Raw genomic sequence first — 19,370 nt, forward strand, 5'->3', positions numbered from 1 at the left:
ACTCAGCAGTGAAACGATGCATCGCCGATGGTAGTGTGGGGTTTCCCCATGTGAGAGTAGGTCATCGTCAAGATTAAATTCCAAAACCCCTGTCTGCTAACGCAGACAGGGGTTTTGTCGTTTAGGGGGGATGATAATGCCCCGGCTGCAGATCGCCCACATATACGTCTGGGCCGGACAAAGGCAACCTGACGACACCCACAAAAAAGCCGGCACCAGGAATCAGGCGCCGGCTTGTTAGAAGCTTTAACGGATCAGAACTGATAGCTGACCGCCGCACTGACATTACGCTCTTCACCCAGATAGCAAAAGTTCAGGCTGGCACAGGACGCCACATAACTCTCATTGGTCAGGTTGTTGGCATTGAGCCTTACATCCACACCCTTCAAGCCCACTTTGCCCAAGTCGTATCCTCCTGAAGCGTCAAACAACGTATGGTAGGAGGAGTCTGGTGAGTCGTTGAGAAAGCGCACAGTCATGATCAAGGTCCGTAGAGGCCGGTCAAGGCAGATAAAGAGGCTTACTGTCTAAGCCGTACTCACGGAAAAAAGCCGCCAACAAAAACTGAAAAAGTCAGGCCAGGCGTTCCAGGCTCACCCACCAACGTGTGCGATAGCGCACTTGAACTGGCAGTGTTTGCGCAACGATCGTCAGCAACTTGTCGGTGTCGTCCAAGCGGAAAACCCCTGATAGCCGCAAGTCGCCGATATCCGCCGCACAGCCCAGGTAACCCTGACGGTAGCGCTCCACATCCGACACCAAGTCAGCCTGGCGCATGTCTCGCGTCACAATCAGCCCATCGACCGTCTGCGGTGAATGGATGGCCACATTGCCGCTGACCACGCCTTGCTGTCTTGGCGCACGGTAAAACGCCCATCGATGCCTTCGAGCAAGCCGTGGCGAGTGTGTACCAGCAAAGGTGCTGACGATAGCGAACCGCAGGTCACCTGGATTTCCCCGCGCACCAATGTGATCAGGCGCTGTTGCGGATTGAAGGTGAGGTACACCGTACTGTCGGAGTTGAGTTGCAGGCGTGTGCCGTCCGGTAATTGCACGCTGCGCCGCTCGCCGGTGGCGGTTGCGAAATCGGAGGTCCAGCGCTGCCAGCCGGTCATGTCCCGGCTTATCCACGCCGCGGACCCCACCAACACCACACTCGACAACACCTTCAGTGCCCGTCGTCGGCCCAAGCCTTGTGCGACGTTTTCCAGTGCCGCATGCGCCCCAGGAATCGCCGCCCTTGCCCAAGCGACTGCGCAGACAAGTGTTGAGCCAGTTGTGGTGGGTGCTGCAAAGCGTGTGTACAACCCTTTCGCGCGCAATGTAGTCAGTAGAGGGCACTCACACAGGCCTGGCCAAGTGTCACAAATGACAATTAGTCGCATTGTCGCGAGGGCAGAAAAAATTTGCAGCGCCGAACCCTGAGCGTCTACCGCTGGTCGGTTTCCTACTCAAAATCAGGATGCTTCTCACAAATCTCTAAGATTTCTCCTGAAGTGGCCGAAAGCCTGACGAGCCATGCGTGCACCGAAATAGAGCGGCCGAAGAGTCCGCCTATCCCGTTACATGGAATGTTCCACTCGGCACGCTCACCCCCCTTTGGCAAAAGAAGTCGATGAAATGAATCTCAAGTTCAGTCATAAAATTCTACTGGCCGCGTCAGGCGTCGTGGTTCTGGCCTTCGCGCTATTTACCCTCTACAACGATTACCTGCAGCGCAGCACCATCAAACAAAACCTTGAGTCGTCCATTCAACAATCGGGCGAACTCACGGCCAGCAGCGTGCAGAACTGGCTCAGTGGCCGCATCCTGGTCCTCGAAAGCCTGGCGCAAAACGTTGCTCACCAGGGCAGCGGTGCTGACCTGCCAGGGCTGGTCGACCAGCCCGCGCTCACCTCGAACTTCCAGTTCACCTATGTCGGCCAAACCAACGGCGTATTTACGCAGCGCCCTGACGCCAAAATGCCCGACGATTACGACCCTCGTCAGCGCCCTTGGTACAAGCAGGCGGTCGCGGCCGATAAAACCATGCTCACTCCGCCTTATATGGCGGCGGTTGGCGGGCAAATCGTGACCATCGCCCTGCCGGTCAAAAAGAACGGCGAGCTGCTCGGCGTAGTCGGCGGTGACCTGAGTCTGCAAACCCTGGTGAAGATCATCAATTCGGTGGACTTCGGGGGTATTGGCCATGCGTTCCTGGTCAGCGCCGATGGCCAGGTCATCGTCAGTCCTGACCAGGACCAGGTGATGAAGAACCTCAAGGACATCTACCCGGGCACCAGCCTGCGTATCGAGAAGGTCAGCCAGGACGTTGTGCTCAACGGCCAGGACCGTATTCTGTCATTTACCCCGATCAGCGGTTTGCCGGGCGCGGATTGGTACATCGGCCTGTCGATCGACAAAGACAAAGCCTACGCACCACTGAGTAAATTCCGTACATCGGCACTGATCGCCATGTTGATCGCCGTGGTGGCGATCGCCGTGCTGCTCAGCCTGCTGATTCAAGTGCTGTTGCGCCCGCTGACCACTATGGGCGTGGCCATGCAGGACATCGCCCAGGGCGAAGGCGATTTGACCCGCCGCCTGGACGTGACCAGCAAAGATGAGTTCGGCGAAGTGGGCAGTGCGTTCAACCAGTTCGTCGAGCGCATCCATGCCTCGATTTCCGAAGTGTCTTCGGCTACGCGTCAGGTGCACGACCTGTCGCAGCGCGTCATGGCGTCCTCCAACGCTTCGATCATCGGCTCGGACGAGCAAAGCGCGCGCACCAACAGCGTGGCAGCCGCCATCAACGAACTGGGCGCCGCCACCCAGGAAATCGCCCGCAACGCAGCCGATGCATCGCAACATGCCAGCGGTGCTAGCGAGCAAGCAGATGACGGGCGCAAGGTGGTGGAGCAAACCATCCTGGCCATGTCGGAACTGTCGCAAAAGATCAGCTTGTCCTGTACGCAGATCGAAACCCTCAACGCCAGCACCGATAACATTGGGCACATCCTGGATGTGATCAAAGGCATCTCTCAGCAAACCAACTTGCTGGCGCTCAACGCGGCGATCGAGGCTGCGCGTGCCGGTGAAGCCGGGCGCGGATTTGCCGTGGTTGCCGATGAAGTGCGCAACCTAGCGCACCGTACCCAGGAATCGGCCGAAGAGATCCACAAGATGATCACTTCGCTGCAAGTGGGCTCGCGTGAAGCCGTGACCACCATGAACGCCAGCCAGGTCTCCAGCGAAGAAAGCGTTGAAGTGGCCAACCAGGCGGGTGAGCGCCTGGTCAGCGTGACGCAGCGAATCGTCGAGATCGATGGCATGAACCAATCGGTTGCGGCGGCTACCGAAGAGCAGACCGCAGTGGTTGAAACCCTCAACGTTGATATCAACCAGATCAATCTGTTGAACCAGCAAGGTGTCGTCAACCTCAACGAAACGCTCAAGGACTGCGATGCGTTGTCGCAGCAGGCCAGTCGATTGAAGCAACTGGTCGACAGCTTCAAGATCTGACCCGGCTTGGCAGGAGCGAGGCCTCTCGCTCCTGCTGATCAGTCGAACATCCGGCGCACATTCTCCAAGGCGCTATCGGCAAAAGCCTGCGCAAACTGCTCGAACGCCGCCTGCGGTGTATCAACCGGTTCGCCAATCAGCGTCCAGGTCGCCCTGGCGTGTTTGGCGCCAAGTGCTTCCACACGCATGGCGGCCCATAGCCGCGCGACCCCCAAGGTGTTGTAGAGGGTGGTCCACGTCATGCACATCGCTTCGTCGTCACGGCTGTTGAGTTGCTCAACGACGCGATGCCCATCATGGAAAAATTTGGTGCGTAATGCGCCTACGCCGGTTCCCGTCATTTCGATGTGCGACAGGGCAGGAATGAAGGCATCAAAGCCTGCAAAATTTCCCACCACACTCCACAGGCTTGCGGCATCGCACGCGACGTCAACACACGCTATCAGCGGCGCGCCATTCGGGTTACGGATCAATGTATCGGGTTGCAGCGGTTCCATAAGGAGTCCTGTCAAAGAAAGCCAATAGCCTTGAGGTGGTCGCAGCCTTTGCGCAACAGCGCAGGGTCCTTTCGCGGGTACTGTTCGCCCATCGCTGCCACACCCTGGCGTGCGTTGTCGTGACAAATCATCGAGACGTCGCTGATATCTTCCGCGAGGTCATCCAGGTAAAAACCCAGTACGCCAAACAGCGCGTTATCAGGCCCCACCGTTGGCAGCATCTTTTGCCACTGCGCGACGCTCACCCGTTCGAAAAGATGGCCGGCCTGGCTGAACGCATCCAGGTAATGGTCCCAGCTCAAAGGCTGCGGGTTATGCAGGTTGAAGACGTTTCGCCGTGCCGCGAATTGACCGCAGTGAAACGCGACGAAACGTGCGAGAAAGTCCACCGGCATCAAGTCAAAATTCACTTCCAGGCTGGGCGCGAGGCCCAACTGCAGCGACCCCTTGAGCATCAGCATCAGGCGGTTGTTTTGCGGCTGGCAAACACCGTTGTGGCTGTTGAACGCAATATTCCCCGGTCGATGAATATTCACCCAGGCACCTTGTTCGACCGCACGCCCCAGCAGCCGCTCGGCAACCCACTTGGAAAGGTTGTAGCCATTCTTGAGGTAGAGCGGCAACGTGGCCACGGCCGGTGCTTCGAGGATGTGACCCTGAGCGTCGATGCTGCTGCAGGCTGACAGCGTCGAGATGAAGTTGAAGACTTTCTTGCTGTGGGTTTCACACAGGCGCAGGCACTCAAGCACGGGTTCGACGTTATCCCGGGCAAGTGAGGCATAGTCCAGCACATGGTTGACCCTGGCTGCGTTGTGCACCAACACACCATGGTTTCGGGCGAGGTGGTCATAGACATCGCAGGCCAGGCCCAGACGAGGCTGGCTCATGTCAGCGGCATAAACCTGCACACGGCTCAGGTCCAGATGCTCCAGGTGGTACTCGCGCAGTGCCTGTGCAAACCGCGCTGGCGCCGAGTGTCCCGGGCGTTCACGCACCAGGCATGCCACCTCCCGTGCTCCACCCGCCAACAACGCTTCGACCAGATGCACACCCACGAAGCTGTTTGCACCCGTGACGATCACCTTGCGCGGATCCCCAGCGGACCGCTCTGGCAGGATTTCTACATTCAGCGCCTGGCATGCGTCCTTTTCCATCTGGCATGACGGTGTGTAAGACGGTGCGGCGTCTTCCATCAGCAAGGCAAGCGAACGAATCGTCGGTGCTTCAAAAAAACGGTTCAAAGAAAGGCTGCGGCCAAACTGTTCGCGCAATCGCAGCAGCAAGGTCGACAGCAAGATGGAATGGCCGCCCAGATTGAAAAAACTCTCATCAATGCAAAGATCAACGCCAGGCACGCCCAACAACTCGCTCCACAGGGTCACCAGTTGCGTTTGCAGCGGCGTTTGCGCCGAGGCGCGGGCGGTGCGCGGCGTCGCGTGCCCGAGCACCGTCAGCAACGCCTGGCGGTCAATTTTGCCATTGCCGGTGCAGGGCATGCCCGGCAGCTCTGTCCAGCGCTCGGGTTGCATGTAAGCCGGCAACCACTGCTCTGCATGCTGCTTCAGATCCGTCACCGTTGCGTCGGCCTCGGGCTGGGCGGCAAAAGCTAAAATCCGTCGGTCAAGGTCGATCACCACCGCCACTTGGCGAAATAGCCGACTGCTGCGCAGGCACTGTTCGATCTCCTGGGGTTCGACGCGAAAGCCCCGGATCTTCACCTGATCGTCCCGTCGTCCGCCCAGCTCTATACCGTCCGCCGTCCATTTGGCCCGGTCACCGCTGCGGTAGGCCCTCAGCGCTTGGCCGCCCGGCAACGTAAGCTCAACGAACGGGTTGCCCTCGGGCGGCGGCGTGGTCACATACCCCAGCCCTACGCCAGGGCCTGTGATGTAAAGGTCGCCCATGACCTGCTCATCCACCGGTTGCAGCGCGTCATCGAGGATCAGCACCTGGCTGTTGGCAATGGGGCGCCCCACATTGCGATTGCTGTCACCGGGGCGCAACGTCCGGTGGCTGACCAGCACCGTGGTCTCGGTAGGGCCGTAGAGGTTGTGCAACTGGCACTGGCCCGCCAGCCGTTCGATCACATAGGGCTCGCAGGCATCGCCGCCGGTCAACAGATGGGTCAGGCCCAGGGGCTGATCCAACGGCAGGATGCTCAGTAGCGCCGGCGGCAAAAAACCATGGCTGATGCGCTGTTGGCGAATCAACTCGACCAGTTGCTGAGGGTCGCGCCGCTGCTCTTCGCTTGGGACGATCAACTCGGCACCGGCGATCAGGGCCGGGAAGATATCGATCAGTGATGAGTCGAAACTCAGTGGCGAAAACTGCAGGACACGGCTGTGTTCATCCAACGCCAGGCTGGCGCCGGTCCAGCTGGTGAAATGCGCAAGATTGCCCTGGCTCAGTAGTACGCCTTTGGGCTGGCCGGTGGTGCCCGAGGTGAACAGCACCATGCACGGAGCGTCGATGTCGGGGCGGCGTTGTATCAATGGCTGCGTGATGTCGGCGTGGTTGGAGTCAATATTGCCGACACTCAGTGTCGTGAACTGCTCGCGCAAAGGGTGTCGGCCGTCATCCAGCAATACCTTGGCGCCGCTGTGTTCCAGCATGGCCTGCTGGCGTTGCGGCGGATGATCCGGAGCCAGTGGCAGATACACCGCGCCGCAACCGAGTACTGCGAGAATACTGGCATACAACTCGACGGACTTTTCCAGGCACACGCCAACCACCGGCGTCTCAACGCCTTCCAGTAGAGGGTGCAGGCGTTGCTGGATCGACAAGGCGCGAAGCTGCAATTGGCGGTAGGTCAGCACGCTACCCGCGATGTTCAGCGCCGGGCGCTCGGCGAAGGCGTGCAGACCGGCCTGCAATCGCTCGATCATCGGCACCTGGGCAGCCAGCAACAATGCTGGCTGGTCGGTGCGATTGAACCGGTGCATAAACGCAAGGGCGTCCAGTCCGTGCAAGCTTTGCTCAGGCCAGAGGTTAATGGTGCTGCTGGCGGCAAAAAAGCCCGCATCCCTCGAGAAGCCGCTGACCAGCGAGGTGGCCCACTCCACGAGTGAGCTTGTCGCCTGCCGGCGCAATCGCTGGCCGTTGCCGCTGGGCTCCTCGGCAACGTTATGTACCGCCAGCACGCGTTGGTCACGGTCATAGCAGCGTAACTGCAGTGAGGGCAGGCCGCCTTCGTACACCGGGCCGATACCCAACCGCAGGCTTAACCATCGGGTTGCGGCACAGTATGCGAGCGGCGCTTGAGTGCCGTCCTCGATAAACAGGTCGAAGGCTTGTGTCACGCTGGCGTGTCCGTATTCTTCGAGCACTTGCTTCAGCGCAATCAGGGCGTGGCTGGTGCCGGCCCATCCGATACTCAGACGTCGCATGTTCGCCTCCCCGACTCGGGCAGGTAGTCGCTCAACGCGCGGGCGACGCTTGGCGTGTGCAGCACGCCGCTGTTATGCAGGAACCCCATGATATTGCCGAGCAGCGGGTGCTGGCGGGTGATGGGAAAGTGCAGGGCCGTGACTTCGTCGCGTAGTGCCTGGCGGATGTCGGTGCCTACGTCCAGGTGCTCGACAAGCTGAAGGTCGAAGCCTTTGTGCAGCGTGTTGGTCAGGTAGTGGGTCAAGAAGGTCGGCAGGACTGCGGCGATGCTGTCGCGGTCTGCCGGGCTAGCCGCCTGCCAGTAGAGACGCACCAGCTGCGTCCAGAACTGGGCGTGACGCCCCTCGTCAAACAAGTGGTCGGCCATCAAGCCGCGAATCGAAGGTTTGACGCTATCGTCCTTGGCAAACGCCGCTACATCGTGGGTGACGGTGTTCTCGGCGATGGCCACGCCAATCAACGCTACAGCGTCGTGCAGGTGTTGCGGGGCAAGCGCCTGGGCGGCCGGCAAGGCCCGGCTCAGTTCGATTTGCGTGGGCAGCTCGAGCGGTTGTATGCCGGTCAGTTCAATGGTCTGTTGCAGGAAGTCCAGCGCGACCAGCGCGTGGTAATCCTCATCGACCACGACCGTCATCGCATCAATGCGACAGGCAAGGGGGAAGGGCAGTGTGAAGCGATTCTTGGCAATGCTGCGGGCGATCTTGTCGACGATCTCGGTTTCGAAGATCACCACGTCATTAATGAATTTGTAGAAACTTTGCGTCAACACGAAGTCGCGCCACTGCGGGCAATGCTCGACAAAAGTTGCGTTTAGCACCAAGGGTTGGCGGCAGAGCGGAAAGATCAAGCGATCGTCGTTTTCCAGCAGGCGCCGGGGGCGCGTGCGGATGGTGGCGCGACGTTCCCAATCTTCGGCAAACGAGCGGTAGTCTGCGGAGTTCATGGTCGCACCTCGTGTAGGGAGGCATGTACGTCGTCCCAGAAACCGAGGCGGTTTTCTATGGCGCTGATGGCGGTTTCATCCGCTTCGCGTTGGCGCTTGGGGTCGGCACCGATCAAGCGCTGGAGTAACTGCTCTGCGCCTGGGCCATGATCCTCGGTGTCCAGTTCGATGTGACGGCTGAGGTAGTGACAGAACAACGGTGCCTGACGCGCCATGAAGGCGTCGCCCTGCAGAATACGTTCGAACATCGATGGGATGACGCTCTCGCGGCCGTGCAGGAACGTCGCTGCCACACAGTGTGCGGGCGCGTTCAGCGCGATCTGCAAGGTGCTGCTGACGAAGCGCGTTACGCCAGGGCGTACATTGACCCTTTGCATCGCAGCATCTGCCTGGACGCCTTGGCGCTGCAGTTCAATGAAGCGTTGGATGGCTGAGGTATCTGCGCCGGTCTCGGTCATCGCCTCCAGATATAGCTCGAAGTGGCTGCAGTGGCCACGCGTTGGATGTTCGTCTGACTCTTCGCCAAGCACTATTTCATTGATCAGGCGTGCGCTCTGCGGGTCAACGGGTGGCAGCCACGGCAATTGCATGCATGTCAGATCCTGCTGCAGGCGTTTAGCCAAGCTCATGAAGTCCCAAACAGCAAATACATGCTGCTCCATAAAAATTTGTAACTTGTTAAGTGAAGTTATTTCTGCAAATAACGGATGGCTGCATAGCTGTAGTTTTTTTTGTTCAAGCAAATGTTGATGCATGGTTGACGCCTATAAGTTGTTGCGACTGCTCTGGAAACAGTAATGGGGTTTTGTAATGAAAAGCGGATGGCCTGCGTTTAGGCAAGCCACGCGTACAGCGCTAACCTGACATAGGTTGGCACTGCCGAATGAAGTGTTCTTTTATGGGTGAAAGATAATAATCCGATTAAACGTTTGGATAAACTGATGAAAGTATTAAATGTTTTTGCGGGAAGCAACTAGTCGTGATCAAGTAGTGTGCAAGTGTGTGAGAAGTTTCTTTAACAAGCGTGGGCTTATTTGAATGTTAATCTCAGCGTGGCGCATAAACATGGGGCACTTCCTGAGAGGATAGATACCCCATAGCGTTAACGTGGCAAGAAAGGGCGGTGTAGACCCTTACTGTGAAGTTTTTTTTGCGGTGCCCTCAAGGCTATCGAGGTAGGTATTGATCACTTCCATGCCGCGCATCAGGTGATTGCGTAGCGTCAGGATGCTTTCGTCGACTTTCTTGTGCACCACCAGGTTCAGCAATTCACGGTGATCTTCCTGGGATGTCTCGCCCAGGCCCATCGCTTCGAGGTTGAAGCGCAGAAAGCGTTCCTCCTCATTCAAGCCGTGCGCAACCAGATTGAGCAACCGCTGGTTGGGCGCCTTGCCATACAACGCCATGTGGAACAGCCGATTGAGCCGGCCAATCTCGGCATAGTCACGCTCTTGTTCCAACGCATTGATGCAGGCTTCAGCCTCGGCAATGTCTGCGTCGGTGAGCAACGGAATTGACAGGCGCAGCGCTTCGGATTCCAGCAACATGCGCAGGGCATAGGTCTCGGCCGAATTGTCTTGGATCAACGGCGCAACCACAGCACCTTTGTGGGTTACCACATGGAGCAAGGACTGGGCTTCCAGCTGGCGCAAGGCTTCGCGCACGGGCATGCGGCTGACGCCGAACAGGCTGGCCAATTCTTGCTGGCGCATCGCGGTACCACAGGGCAACCTGCCGTCGAGAATGGCATTGCGCAACGTTTCTTCAATAACGGCGCGTGCAAGATGGGCGGGAATAGGCCCGCTGATTTTGATGCTGCTTAATGGGTTCGGCTTCTGCGTCACGGTTACGCTATCCTCCCTTCTTGAATGGAGTGTGTTTAATTGGATCCAAAGCACACTAGAGATGGGTCGCGCGCTTGTCAAACAGCCAAAGTTTCAGTTTGTAAGGGCTTACAGGCGGAACTTTGTGAGTCCCACAAACGGTGTTTATAAACTCGAACCCCTCATGAATGATTGCACTGTGCCATTGTTTTTTGTTGATCGAAGCTTCACCATCCCTGAAATTCCGTCTCCCTTCACGGACTGAACGCCTTGGCGGTAAGTTTTATTCCCTCTCGAATAGTCGGCTGGCTACTTTCAGCGACTTTGCTCGCTGGCCTGATGCCCGGCGGGCTGCATGCCGATTGGGATTTCTCGCAGATCAGCCGCAAAGCCACGGCTCTGTACGGGCCGCTCGGCGAGGGCCAACAGCGCATCGACGCCTGGCAGCGCCTGTTGGCGACTGAAAAGAAGGTCGATGAACAGGAGCAGCTCAAGGTCGTCAACCTGTTCTTCAACAAGCAAATGAGCTACGTAGAAGACATCGACCTCTGGCACGTGGTCGACTATTGGGAAACCCCCATCGAAGCGCTGTGGAAGGGTGCAGGAGATTGCGAGGACTACGCAATCGCCAAGTATTTCAGCCTGCGCCACCTGGGCGTCTCCAGCGACAAATTGCGCATTACTTACGTTAAGGCTTTGCGTCAGAATCGCGCGCACATGGTGCTGACGTATTACCCGACGCCCGATGCCATCCCGCTGGTGCTCGACAGCCTGATGGATGAGATCCTGCCGGCCACCCGCCGTACCGACCTGGTGCCGGTGTACTCATTCAACGCCGAGGGCTTGTACCTGCCCGGCGCCAAGGGCAACAAGAAAGTCGGTGATACCAAACGCTTGTCGCGTTGGCAGGATGTGTTGAAAAAAATGCGTGCGGAAGGCTTCCCGGCCGAGCCTGCCAACTAGGAGTAACTGATCGGATGTCACTGTTCAAACAACTATTGATCGCAATCTGTCTGTTCCTGGTGGTCGCCTTCAGCGGCAGCTTCATGGTCAGCCTGGAAAGCTCGCGCACCCAATACGTCAACCAATTGCGCTCCCATGCACAGGACGCGGCTACTGCGCTGGCATTGTCGCTGACGCCCAATATCGACGACCCGGCGATGGTGGAGTTGCTGGTCAGCTCGATTTTCGACAGTGGCTATTACGCCAGCATCCGCGTGGTGGATTTAGCCACCGACAAAACCATCGTCGAACGCAGCGGCATCCCGGACAACAACGGCGTGCCCAACTGGTTCGTCAAGCTGATCGGCCTTGAACCGGCCGGCGGCGATGCACTGGTCAACCGCGGCTGGGAGCAGGCGGCGCGCGTGGAGGTGGTCAGCCACCCGATGTTCGCCCTGGCCAAGCTCTGGCAAAGCGCCCTGGGCAGCCTGGGCTGGTTGCTGCTGTGCGGCGCGGTGAGTGCGGTGCTCGGTGCATTGCTGCTTCGTCGGCAGTTGAAGCCGCTGGACTACATGGTCAAACAGTCCCACGCCATCGCCCGCCGCGAGTTTCTCAGCCTGCCGGATCTGCCCCGCACGCCGGAACTGCGGCGCGTAGTGCAGGCCATGAACCAGATGGTCGAGAAACTCAAGGCGCTGTTCCAGGAGCAGGCCGAGCGCAGTGAAAAATTGCGCATTGAATCCTATCAAGACAACCTGACCGGCCTCGCCAACCGGCGTTATTTCGAGATGCAGCTCAACGCCCGCGTCAGTAACCCGGAAGACACCAACTCCGGTTACCTGCTGCTGCTACGAGTCAAGGACCTGGCCGGCCTTAACCAACGCCTGGGTGGCCAGCGCACCGACCAGTTGCTGCAAGCGGTTGGCGAACAATTGTTGCGCCAGTGTGAGCCTTACCCGGAAACCCACAACCTCGTCACCCGTATTCGTGGTGGTGAGTTCGCGGTGCTGGCGCCCGGGCTGGTGCGTGAAGAAGCGCTGCAATTGGCACAAAACCTTGAAAGCACCCTGCTCAGCCTGCAGGCCACCAGTGCCAGTGACGTCACGCCGGTGGCCTACATTGGCCTTGCGCCATTCAACCACGGTGATTCGCCCCAGGCATTGCTGACCCTGGCTGACCAGGCTCTGGCCCAGGCCGAAGGGCAGGGCGACAGCAGTTGGGTGTGCCTGGACCACAGCGCCGCCGCCAGTGTCGGTGACGATCACCATGCCTGGCACACGCTGTTGGACCAGGCCCTTACCCACCAGCGTTTTGAGCTGTACTTCCAGCCGGTTGTCGCCAGCCAGGACCCGCAATTGGTGCTGCACTACAAAGTGCTGTCGCGTTTGCAGGATGACGACGGCCACACCATCCCGGCCGGGCGTTTCCTGCCGTGGCTTGAGCGTTTCGGCTGGACTGCACGCCTGGACCGACTGATGCTCGAACACGTGCTCAAGCAGATGGCCAGCCATACGCACAGCCTGGCGCTGAACCTCTCGGCGGCCACCTTGCAGGACGCCCAGGCGTTGAACCGGATTGTCGAGTTGCTGCGCCAGCACAGCAACCTCGGCCCGCGCTTGACCCTGGAGATCGGCGAAGAACAATTACCCGAGCAGGCTCTGCTGGAGCAGTTGACCCAGCGCCTGCGCGAGTTGGGCTTCTCCCTCAGTCTGCAGCGTTTTGGTGGGCGCTTCAGCATGATCGGCAACCTGGCACGCCTGGGCCTGGCGTACCTGAAGATCGACGGCAGCTACATCCGCGCCATCGACCAGGAAAGCGACAAACGCCTGTTTATCGAAGCGATCCAGCGCGCGGCCCACAGCATCGACTTGCCGTTGATTGCCGAGCGCGTGGAGACCGAAGGTGAATTGAAGGTGATTCGCGAGATGGGGATTTTCGGTGTGCAGGGGCAGTTGATTGGTGAGCCTGCGCCCTGGAAGTGATGCAAATCCAATGTGTGTGCGGGCTTGTGTGGGAGCAGGCAAGCCAGCTCCCACATTTCGATCCGGTTCGACTTTAAGAAATCAGATCAACCCAGTCTCTTCATCATTGATCAGATGGCTCAACCCACCCAGCGCTTCCCGTGCATGGTTACGGTCCATCAGCTTGGCCTGGGCCGCCGGGGGCAGGTCGGTGACGCTGATCACGCCCTTGCGGGTCAGTACCTGAATCAAGTCGTCCAGTACCCGGATCATCTCCATGTCACTTTGTTTGAGCTGGGCCAGGCTGGTTTCCACCACTTCGTTGGCGTACCAGGCCTGGATCTCATGGTGATCGGCCGGCAGGGTTTCGGTCGAATCGGCAAAGGCGGCGGCCTCCACGCGACTCAGCACTCCCTGTGCATCACGTTGCACGTAAAACATAAGAATCCCTCGAAAATGAGCCACACGCGTTCACCAGCATAGGTCAATGCTGTGTTTATGGTCGCGAGTATGCGATGCAACCGGCCGCCAGGGCCAGCGACGTATCGCCCAAGCAAATCGACCGCCCTTGCGGGCGGCCGATAAATCACAGCTTAGGAGGTGTGGTCGATCTTGATGGTCGGGTCGGCGCCTGTGATCAGCGAGTTGATGCTGGTGTGCGACCAATCGTTGCCTTCCAGCTTGATGGTCACATCGGCATTGGCCAGGCCGCCGGCGGCGTTGAGCTTGCCTTCACTGCTGATTTGCAGGGTCGACACACCTTCTACCGTGGTGATCTTGAGGTAGTTGTCGATGGTGCTGTCCGTCTCACCTTTCAACAGATCCTTGAGATCGATCCGGTCACCTTCCGAGGCCTTGAAGTCCTTGATCACGTCGTTGCCGAAGTCGCCCGCCTTCCAGACGAAGGTGTCGGCACCCGAGCCGCCGATCAGGATGTCGTTGCCCGGCCCACCGATCAGGGTGTCGTTACCGGTGCCACCCAACAGGATGTCATTGCCTTTGCCGCCGTCCAGCAGGTCGTTGCCGCCCTGGCCGAACAGGATGTCATCACCTGCGCCGCCCAACAGCGTGTCGTTGCCGTCCTTGGCGCCGGAGACGTCGAAGTCCGCGTAGTGCTCGGTGACGTACTGGTGCACGTTCGAGGTGGTTACCGCGGAGACGGCCACACCGGTTTTCTGTGCCACAAAGGCCTGCAGTGCGTTGTAGCCCTCACCGGTAATCCCGCTGAAGCTCACCAGGTCGCCGAAGAGGATGTCGTTGCCGTCGCCACCGCTGATGGTGTCGGCGCCTGGCAGCGTGGCTTCGGTGTGGCCGAGGATCGCGTTGGCCAGGTCCTTCGGATCGATGTTGCTTTGCGGCTTGCCATCGGTGTCGTAAGGCTTGAGGTCGTTGAGGCTGACGTCGCCGTTGATACCGATCGCTTCCACTTGCGACAACCCACCCAGCAGGGCAAAGGCGCTTTTGGCATTGCTCAGCGTCGCCGAGTTAGTGCTGTTGCCCGTGCCGTCCAGGTTAGACAACTCAAAGGTACCGTCACCTTGGGCATGTACGGTGCCCAGGTCGGTGACGACCCATCGCCAGCCATTGTAGATCTGCAGCTGAGCGGCACCCGAATTGTCGATGGACAAATAGTGCGTATTGTCGATGTAGGTGGAGAACGTTGTGCCAGGCGTGTAGTTGGCAGTCGTGACCACGTTGTCGAACTTGACGGTGCCGTACAGCGTCGGGTTGGTCTGCTCGCCGCTCTGGTAGTACGTCGGCTGGCCGTCGGTGATGAAGTAAGTCAGGTTCGTGGCGCCGGTGTTGCTGGTGGCCAGGCCGCTCTGGAAGAAGTTGGCCGTGGTCTTGAACACGTCTTCGTAGTTGGTGCCGCCACCGGACTTCATCGAGTCCAGCACCGTACTGAGCAAGGTCAGCGCGTTTGGATCGTTGAGGTTGATCGCAACCGACTTGTTCACCTGGGTATCGAAGTCCGCCACAAAGATGTTCACGGTGCCGGAGGTGTTGGCGCCCAGGCTGTCTTTGAGCGACTTGAACACTGAGGTCAGCGAAGCCTTCGCCGCGTTGATCGAGTCGACGCTCATACTGCCGGAACTGTCGACCATGAACGCGATGTTGTAGTTCTTGCCTTGCACCACGTTCAGGCCGCCGATATCGGCCACGACGATGTCATTGCCGTCAGTGCCGACAATGTTGTCGCTGCCCGAAGTACCCGTCACCGAGTTGTAGGTTGCCGGGTACACGGTGACTGGCAATTGCGCCGTGGTAGACGCCGAACCGCCGAGGCTTTCGGTGGAGGTCGACGTCACGGTCAGGTTGAACTGGCCGCTGTAATAGGTCGGTGGCTTGATGGACAGGGTGTTCAGGTCCCAGCCCGTGACGTTCACTTCGCCCACGCCTTTGGTCGCAGTGAAGGTGTGCCCGGACGCGTCGGTGAGGACCGAGCCTGCCGGTACGCCGCTGATCTTCACGCTCAGGGTTTCCGAACCGTCGGTATCAGTCAGCGCGGTGGTTACCTTGGACAGCTTCACAGTGCCGTTTTCCTGGGCTTCGTTAAGCTTGTAGCCCACGTAATAACCGTCACCGTTGCTGCCATGCAGGTCGGACACGGTCACGCCGGCGTTGGTCAGGTCAGTGATGCCGGTGTACAGCGGCACGGTGCCGGTGCTCAAGTTCTGCGTCGCCCCGCCGTTGATCGACAGATTGACGTCAAAGCTGCCAGGCCCCGATTGGTTGGCTTGGTAGATCTCGAGGCTGTAGTAACCGCTGACCGTTGGCGTAAACGAGCCGCTGAATTTGCCGCTGTTGGTCGCCCATAGCCCGCTGGCAATGTCTTTACCGCCAACGTTGACCACCACACTGTCATCGGCGACGCCGCTGAAGGTGTAGCTCTTGCCAGCTTCCATGTAGATCAGGCCGGAGATCTTGGAGCCAGAGCCGGCGTTGACATTGTCGACTGACTCGACATTGGTGACGACACTGGTGTTGTTCGGCGTACCTGCGTTGTCGATGGCTTTTTTCAGTACGTCTGGTGCCGCGCCGTTCCCGTTGGTGCCGAGGCCGGCAATGCTGTTCCAGCCCTGTTTGATCAGACCGGTCGAGGCGACATTGTTATCGGCCACGTTCAGCGTAGGTGCATCGGCCACGGGTGTGATATCGACTTTCACCGTGGCGCTGTTGCCCAGGTCCTTGCCGTCGGTAGGCTGGAACTTGAACTGCGCATAATCAGCCTGCTTGTTGCCAATGCCGGTGCCGCCATAACCGTCGGCGCCGGACTCGTTGGCGTTAGGCATAAAGCGCAACTGGCCGCCGTCGATCTGGGCCTTGGTGAAGGTCTGGTTGGCAGTCACGTTGGTCCAGGTGGTGCCATCCGTTGCCAGGTATTGCAGCTTGCCGGCCACCGGCAGGTCGGTGATTTTCACGCCCAGGCTGGCTTGTGGCGAATCCACATCGGTCACGCCGAAGTTGGCCCAGGTCAGCGCCAGCGGCGTGTCTTCGGTGCCGGTCACGGCGCTGCCGGTGGCGACTGGCGGATCGTTGACTGCCACCACGTTAACGGTGGTGGTGGCAACGTTGGAATAGTTGCCGCCATCGGTCACGGTCACGGTGATGGTCCGCGGCGTGGTGCTTGGGTCGTGACTGTTGTTGGTGAACGTGATGTTCTGGATACGCTGCATGTAATCAGCCAGCGTCGCGCTGCCCGACAACGTCAGGGTGATGGTGCCCGTCTGGTTGTTGGTGCTGACGATGATGCCATTGACGCTGTTGCCCAGGTTCAGTGCATCACCGGCCTGTGCGTTGGTCAGGGTGACCGTCGCACCGGTCAGCATCGTGCTGTCCGGATCGGTGATCTTGATATCGGTGTCGGCAATCGACACACCCGGCCCGGCGGTGCCTTCGGTGAAGGTGGTTCTGTAGTCGGCACCGGTCGCGCCGCTGGAGTTGTTGGCGTCCAGGTCGATGACCGGCGGCGCATCGTTATCGATGATATTGGTGCTGACGCTGCCGTTGCCGACCACCAGGTTCTCGAAGTTGCCGCCGGTGGTCTTGTCGATAGTGATGACAATCTGTTCGGTTGGCTCGGTGATCCTGTCGTCGATCGTGGCGATGTTAAACGGCACGCTGCTGGCGCCCGCCGGGATCTTCACGGTGTACACGCCGTTGAAGTCCGAACCGTCGGTGGCGGTGCCGCTGTACTTGAGCGTCACGGTCACATCGGTTTGCGCCGGGTTGCTCAGGGTCAGCGTGTAATGCGCAGTGCCGCCTTCAGTCACCGAGGCGTCGCCGGTGATGCTGATGGTGGTGTTGTTGACCACATCCGTCACTTTGGTGGTGACGGTGCTGCCGTCGACGATCAGGTGTTCGTACTTGTCGCCGCCGCTGACTACGCCGGTAATCTTGTTGTTCACATCGTTGGCGCCGACATACGCGTCGTTAGGCGCAACAGCCGTGGTGGTGCTGCTGGACTTGCCGTTGCCGATGGTAATGGTCGAGCCGTTATCCAGCCTTACCACCAAGTCGGAACCGACGTTGGTCACTGCCGCGCCGTTCTTGTCGACCAGCGATGCGGTGTAGGTAATCTGACCGCCTTCAGCGACCGAGCCGGTGGCTTTGAGCACCACGGTCACATCATCGATGGTGTCGTTGATGGTGGTGGTCGCGCCGCCCGGAGTGATGGTCACGCCTTCGAAGTTACCGCCGGTAGTGCCGGTGATCTTGACGGTTTGGGTGCTCTTGTCGATGAACACGTCATCGCCAGGCGCTGCCACGGTCACAGAGCCTACGGTCGTACCTTGCTTGATGGTGATGCTCGAACCGTTATCCAGCGTGACTACCATGTCGGTGCCAGCCTTGTTGCTCAAGGTGGCTGTGTAGGTGATGGTGCCGCCTTCGTTGACGGCACTTGGTGCGGTCAGCGTGACGCTGGTGAGATCGGTGGTGCCTGGGGTATCCGTCACTGTGGTGTTAACAGGCGTAGTGCCTGGCACCAGATTCTCGAAGTGCGCGCCGCCGGTCACGTTAGTGATGGCGGTGGTAACGGTTTGGTCGCCTTTGTACACGTCGTTGGGTGCTACGACGGTGACGGTGCCGCTGGACTGGTTCACACCGATGGTGATGGTTTTGCCGTTGTCCAGGGTCACGGTCAGCGGGCTGGTGATGTTAGTCACTGCCGCGCCGTTTTTATCCACAAGGCTGGCGGTGTAGATGATGTTGCCGCCTTCGCCGACGGTGGTGGTGGCGGTGAGGACTACATCAACCTTGTCGATGGTGTCGTTGATCGTGGTGGTCGCACCGTTACCAGCAACTTCCAGTTTCTCGAAGTTGCCGCCAGCAGTGTCGGTGATCTTGACCGTCTGGGTGCTCTTGTCGATGAACACGTCATCGCTTGGCGCAGGGACGGTTACGGTGCCGACGGTGTCACCCGCTTTGATGGTGATGGTCGAGCCGTTATCCAGTTTCAGGGTTACGTCAGTACCGGCCTTGTTGCTCAAGGTGGCGGTGTAAGTGATCTGGCCACCTTCGTTGACGGCACTTGGCGCGGTCAGCGTGACGGTCGTGGTGTCCGCAGTGCCAGGTGTGTCAGTCACTGTGGTGTTAACAGGCGTAGTGCCTGGCACCAGGTTTTCGAAGTGCTCGCCGCCAGTTACACCCTTAATTGCGGTGGTAATGGTCTGGTCGCCTTTGTACACGTCGTTAGGCGCAACAGTGGTGACGGTACCGCTGGACTGGTTCACACCGATGGTGATGGTTTTGCCGTTGTCCAGGGTGACGGTCAGCGGGCTGGTGATGTTGGTCACCGGATTGCCCGACTTGTCGACCAGCGACGCGGTGTAAACGATGTTGCCGCCTTCACCAACGGTGGTGGTGGCGGTCAGCACCACATCGACTTTGTCGATGGTGTCGTTGATCGTGGTGGTCGCACCGTTACCAGCAACTTCCAGTTTCTCGAAGTTGCCGCCAGCGGTGTCGGTGATCTTGACGGTCTGGGTGCTCTTATCGATGAACACGTCATCGCTAGGCGCAGGGACGGTCACGGTGCCGACGGTGTCGCCCGCTTTGATGGTGATGGTCGAGCCGTTATCCAGTTTCAGGGTTACGTCAGTGCCAGCCTTGTTGCTCAAGGTCGCGGTGTACGTAATTTGACCGCCTTCATTGACTGCGCTTGGCGCGGTCAGCGTGACAGTAGTTGTGTTATCAGTACCCGGAGTGTCGGTGACAGTGGTGCTAACCGGCGTGGTGCCTGGAACCAGATTTTCGAAGTGCTCGCCACCGGTGACGCCTTTAATAGCGGTAGTGACAGTCTGGTCGCCCTTGT

Annotated in this window: 9 protein-coding genes and 3 pseudogenes; 3 read left to right on the plus strand and 9 right to left on the minus strand. The window is 59.1% G+C overall.

Translation table 11 applies throughout. The annotated features are described in order from the left end of the window. Nucleotides 1-254 precede the first annotated feature (254 nt). Nucleotides 255-437, minus strand: a pseudogene (locus GIW28_RS28485) (hypothetical protein); the annotation flags it as partial. Nucleotides 438-573: 136 nt separating this feature from the next. Continuing rightward, nucleotides 574-1,235: pseudogene (locus GIW28_RS28490) on the minus strand (FecR domain-containing protein); the annotation flags it as partial. A gap of 385 nt (nucleotides 1,236-1,620) precedes the next feature. Here GIW28_RS28490 and GIW28_RS28495 point away from each other — a divergent pair. After that, nucleotides 1,621-3,501 (plus strand): methyl-accepting chemotaxis protein, encoded by a 1,881-nt coding sequence (locus GIW28_RS28495; RefSeq protein WP_017134438.1) that lies wholly within the window; start codon nucleotides 1,621-1,623, stop codon nucleotides 3,499-3,501. 38 nt (nucleotides 3,502-3,539) lie between these two features. Here GIW28_RS28495 and GIW28_RS28500 read toward each other — a convergent pair whose 3' ends face one another. The 5 genes from GIW28_RS28500 to GIW28_RS28520 all read right to left on the minus strand — a co-directional run bounded on the left by GIW28_RS28500 (nucleotide 3,540) and on the right by GIW28_RS28520 (nucleotide 10,172). After that, a complete protein-coding gene (locus GIW28_RS28500) occupies nucleotides 3,540-3,998 on the minus strand; it encodes an SRPBCC family protein (RefSeq protein ID WP_017134437.1) in 459 nt (152 codons plus the stop codon). Nucleotides 3,999-4,009: 11 nt separating this feature from the next. After that, on the minus strand, nucleotides 4,010-7,384 hold the full coding sequence (locus GIW28_RS28505; protein ID WP_236447392.1) for an amino acid adenylation domain-containing protein: 3,375 nt from the start codon (nucleotides 7,382-7,384) through the stop codon (nucleotides 4,010-4,012). Next, entirely contained in the window at nucleotides 7,372-8,328 is a 957-nt protein-coding gene (locus GIW28_RS28510; RefSeq protein WP_236447393.1) for a diiron oxygenase, read from the minus strand. Before GIW28_RS28510 ends, GIW28_RS28505 begins: the two co-directional genes overlap by 13 nt. After that, nucleotides 8,325-9,083 (minus strand): DUF3050 domain-containing protein, encoded by a 759-nt coding sequence (locus GIW28_RS28515; RefSeq protein ID WP_017134434.1) that lies wholly within the window; start codon nucleotides 9,081-9,083, stop codon nucleotides 8,325-8,327. Before GIW28_RS28515 ends, GIW28_RS28510 begins: the two co-directional genes overlap by 4 nt. 378 nt (nucleotides 9,084-9,461) lie before the next feature. Beyond that, nucleotides 9,462-10,172 carry a GntR family transcriptional regulator gene (locus tag GIW28_RS28520; RefSeq protein ID WP_017134433.1) on the minus strand — a complete coding sequence of 237 codons (711 nt, stop codon included), beginning with the start codon at nucleotides 10,170-10,172 and terminating at the stop codon, nucleotides 9,462-9,464. A 318-nt stretch (nucleotides 10,173-10,490) separates the two neighbouring features. On the opposite strand from GIW28_RS28520, the gene lapG reads away from it, so the two are divergent. Both lapG and lapD read left to right on the plus strand, forming a co-directional pair. Beyond that, nucleotides 10,491-11,114, plus strand: coding sequence for a cysteine protease LapG (lapG, locus tag GIW28_RS28525; protein ID WP_370589355.1), 624 nt, complete (start codon nucleotides 10,491-10,493; stop codon nucleotides 11,112-11,114). Nucleotides 11,115-11,128: 14 nt separating this feature from the next. Further along, a complete protein-coding gene (gene lapD, locus GIW28_RS28530; protein ID WP_017134431.1) occupies nucleotides 11,129-13,075 on the plus strand; it encodes a cyclic di-GMP receptor LapD in 1,947 nt (648 codons plus the stop codon). Nucleotides 13,076-13,156: 81 nt separating this feature from the next. Here the strand turns inward: lapD and GIW28_RS28535 are convergent, their stop codons facing one another. Both GIW28_RS28535 and GIW28_RS28540 read right to left on the minus strand, forming a co-directional pair. Further along, on the minus strand, nucleotides 13,157-13,495 hold the full coding sequence (locus tag GIW28_RS28535; RefSeq protein ID WP_017134430.1) for a hypothetical protein: 339 nt from the start codon (nucleotides 13,493-13,495) through the stop codon (nucleotides 13,157-13,159). A 152-nt stretch (nucleotides 13,496-13,647) separates the two neighbouring features. Further along, nucleotides 13,648-19,370, minus strand: a pseudogene (locus GIW28_RS28540) (LapA family giant adhesin); the annotation flags it as partial.

The sequence above is a fragment of the Pseudomonas sp. PA-5-4B genome, from assembly GCF_021606215.1.
Lineage (GTDB): Bacteria > Pseudomonadota > Gammaproteobacteria > Pseudomonadales > Pseudomonadaceae > Aquipseudomonas > Aquipseudomonas edaphica.

Coding starts and splice junctions, on each gene's coding strand:
- lapG (WP_370589355.1), top strand. CDS start 10,491: ATGCCCGGCGGGCTGCATGCCGATTGGGATTTCTCGCAGATCAGCCGC.
- GIW28_RS28515 (WP_017134434.1), bottom strand. CDS start 9,083: ATGCATCAACATTTGCTTGAACAAAAAAAACTACAGCTATGCAGCCAT.
- GIW28_RS28505 (WP_236447392.1), bottom strand. CDS start 7,384: ATGCGACGTCTGAGTATCGGATGGGCCGGCACCAGCCACGCCCTGATT.
- lapD (WP_017134431.1), top strand. CDS start 11,129: ATGTCACTGTTCAAACAACTATTGATCGCAATCTGTCTGTTCCTGGTG.
- GIW28_RS28535 (WP_017134430.1), bottom strand. CDS start 13,495: ATGTTTTACGTGCAACGTGATGCACAGGGAGTGCTGAGTCGCGTGGAG.
- GIW28_RS28510 (WP_236447393.1), bottom strand. CDS start 8,328: ATGAACTCCGCAGACTACCGCTCGTTTGCCGAAGATTGGGAACGTCGC.
- GIW28_RS28495 (WP_017134438.1), top strand. CDS start 1,621: ATGAATCTCAAGTTCAGTCATAAAATTCTACTGGCCGCGTCAGGCGTC.
- GIW28_RS28500 (WP_017134437.1), bottom strand. CDS start 3,998: ATGGAACCGCTGCAACCCGATACATTGATCCGTAACCCGAATGGCGCG.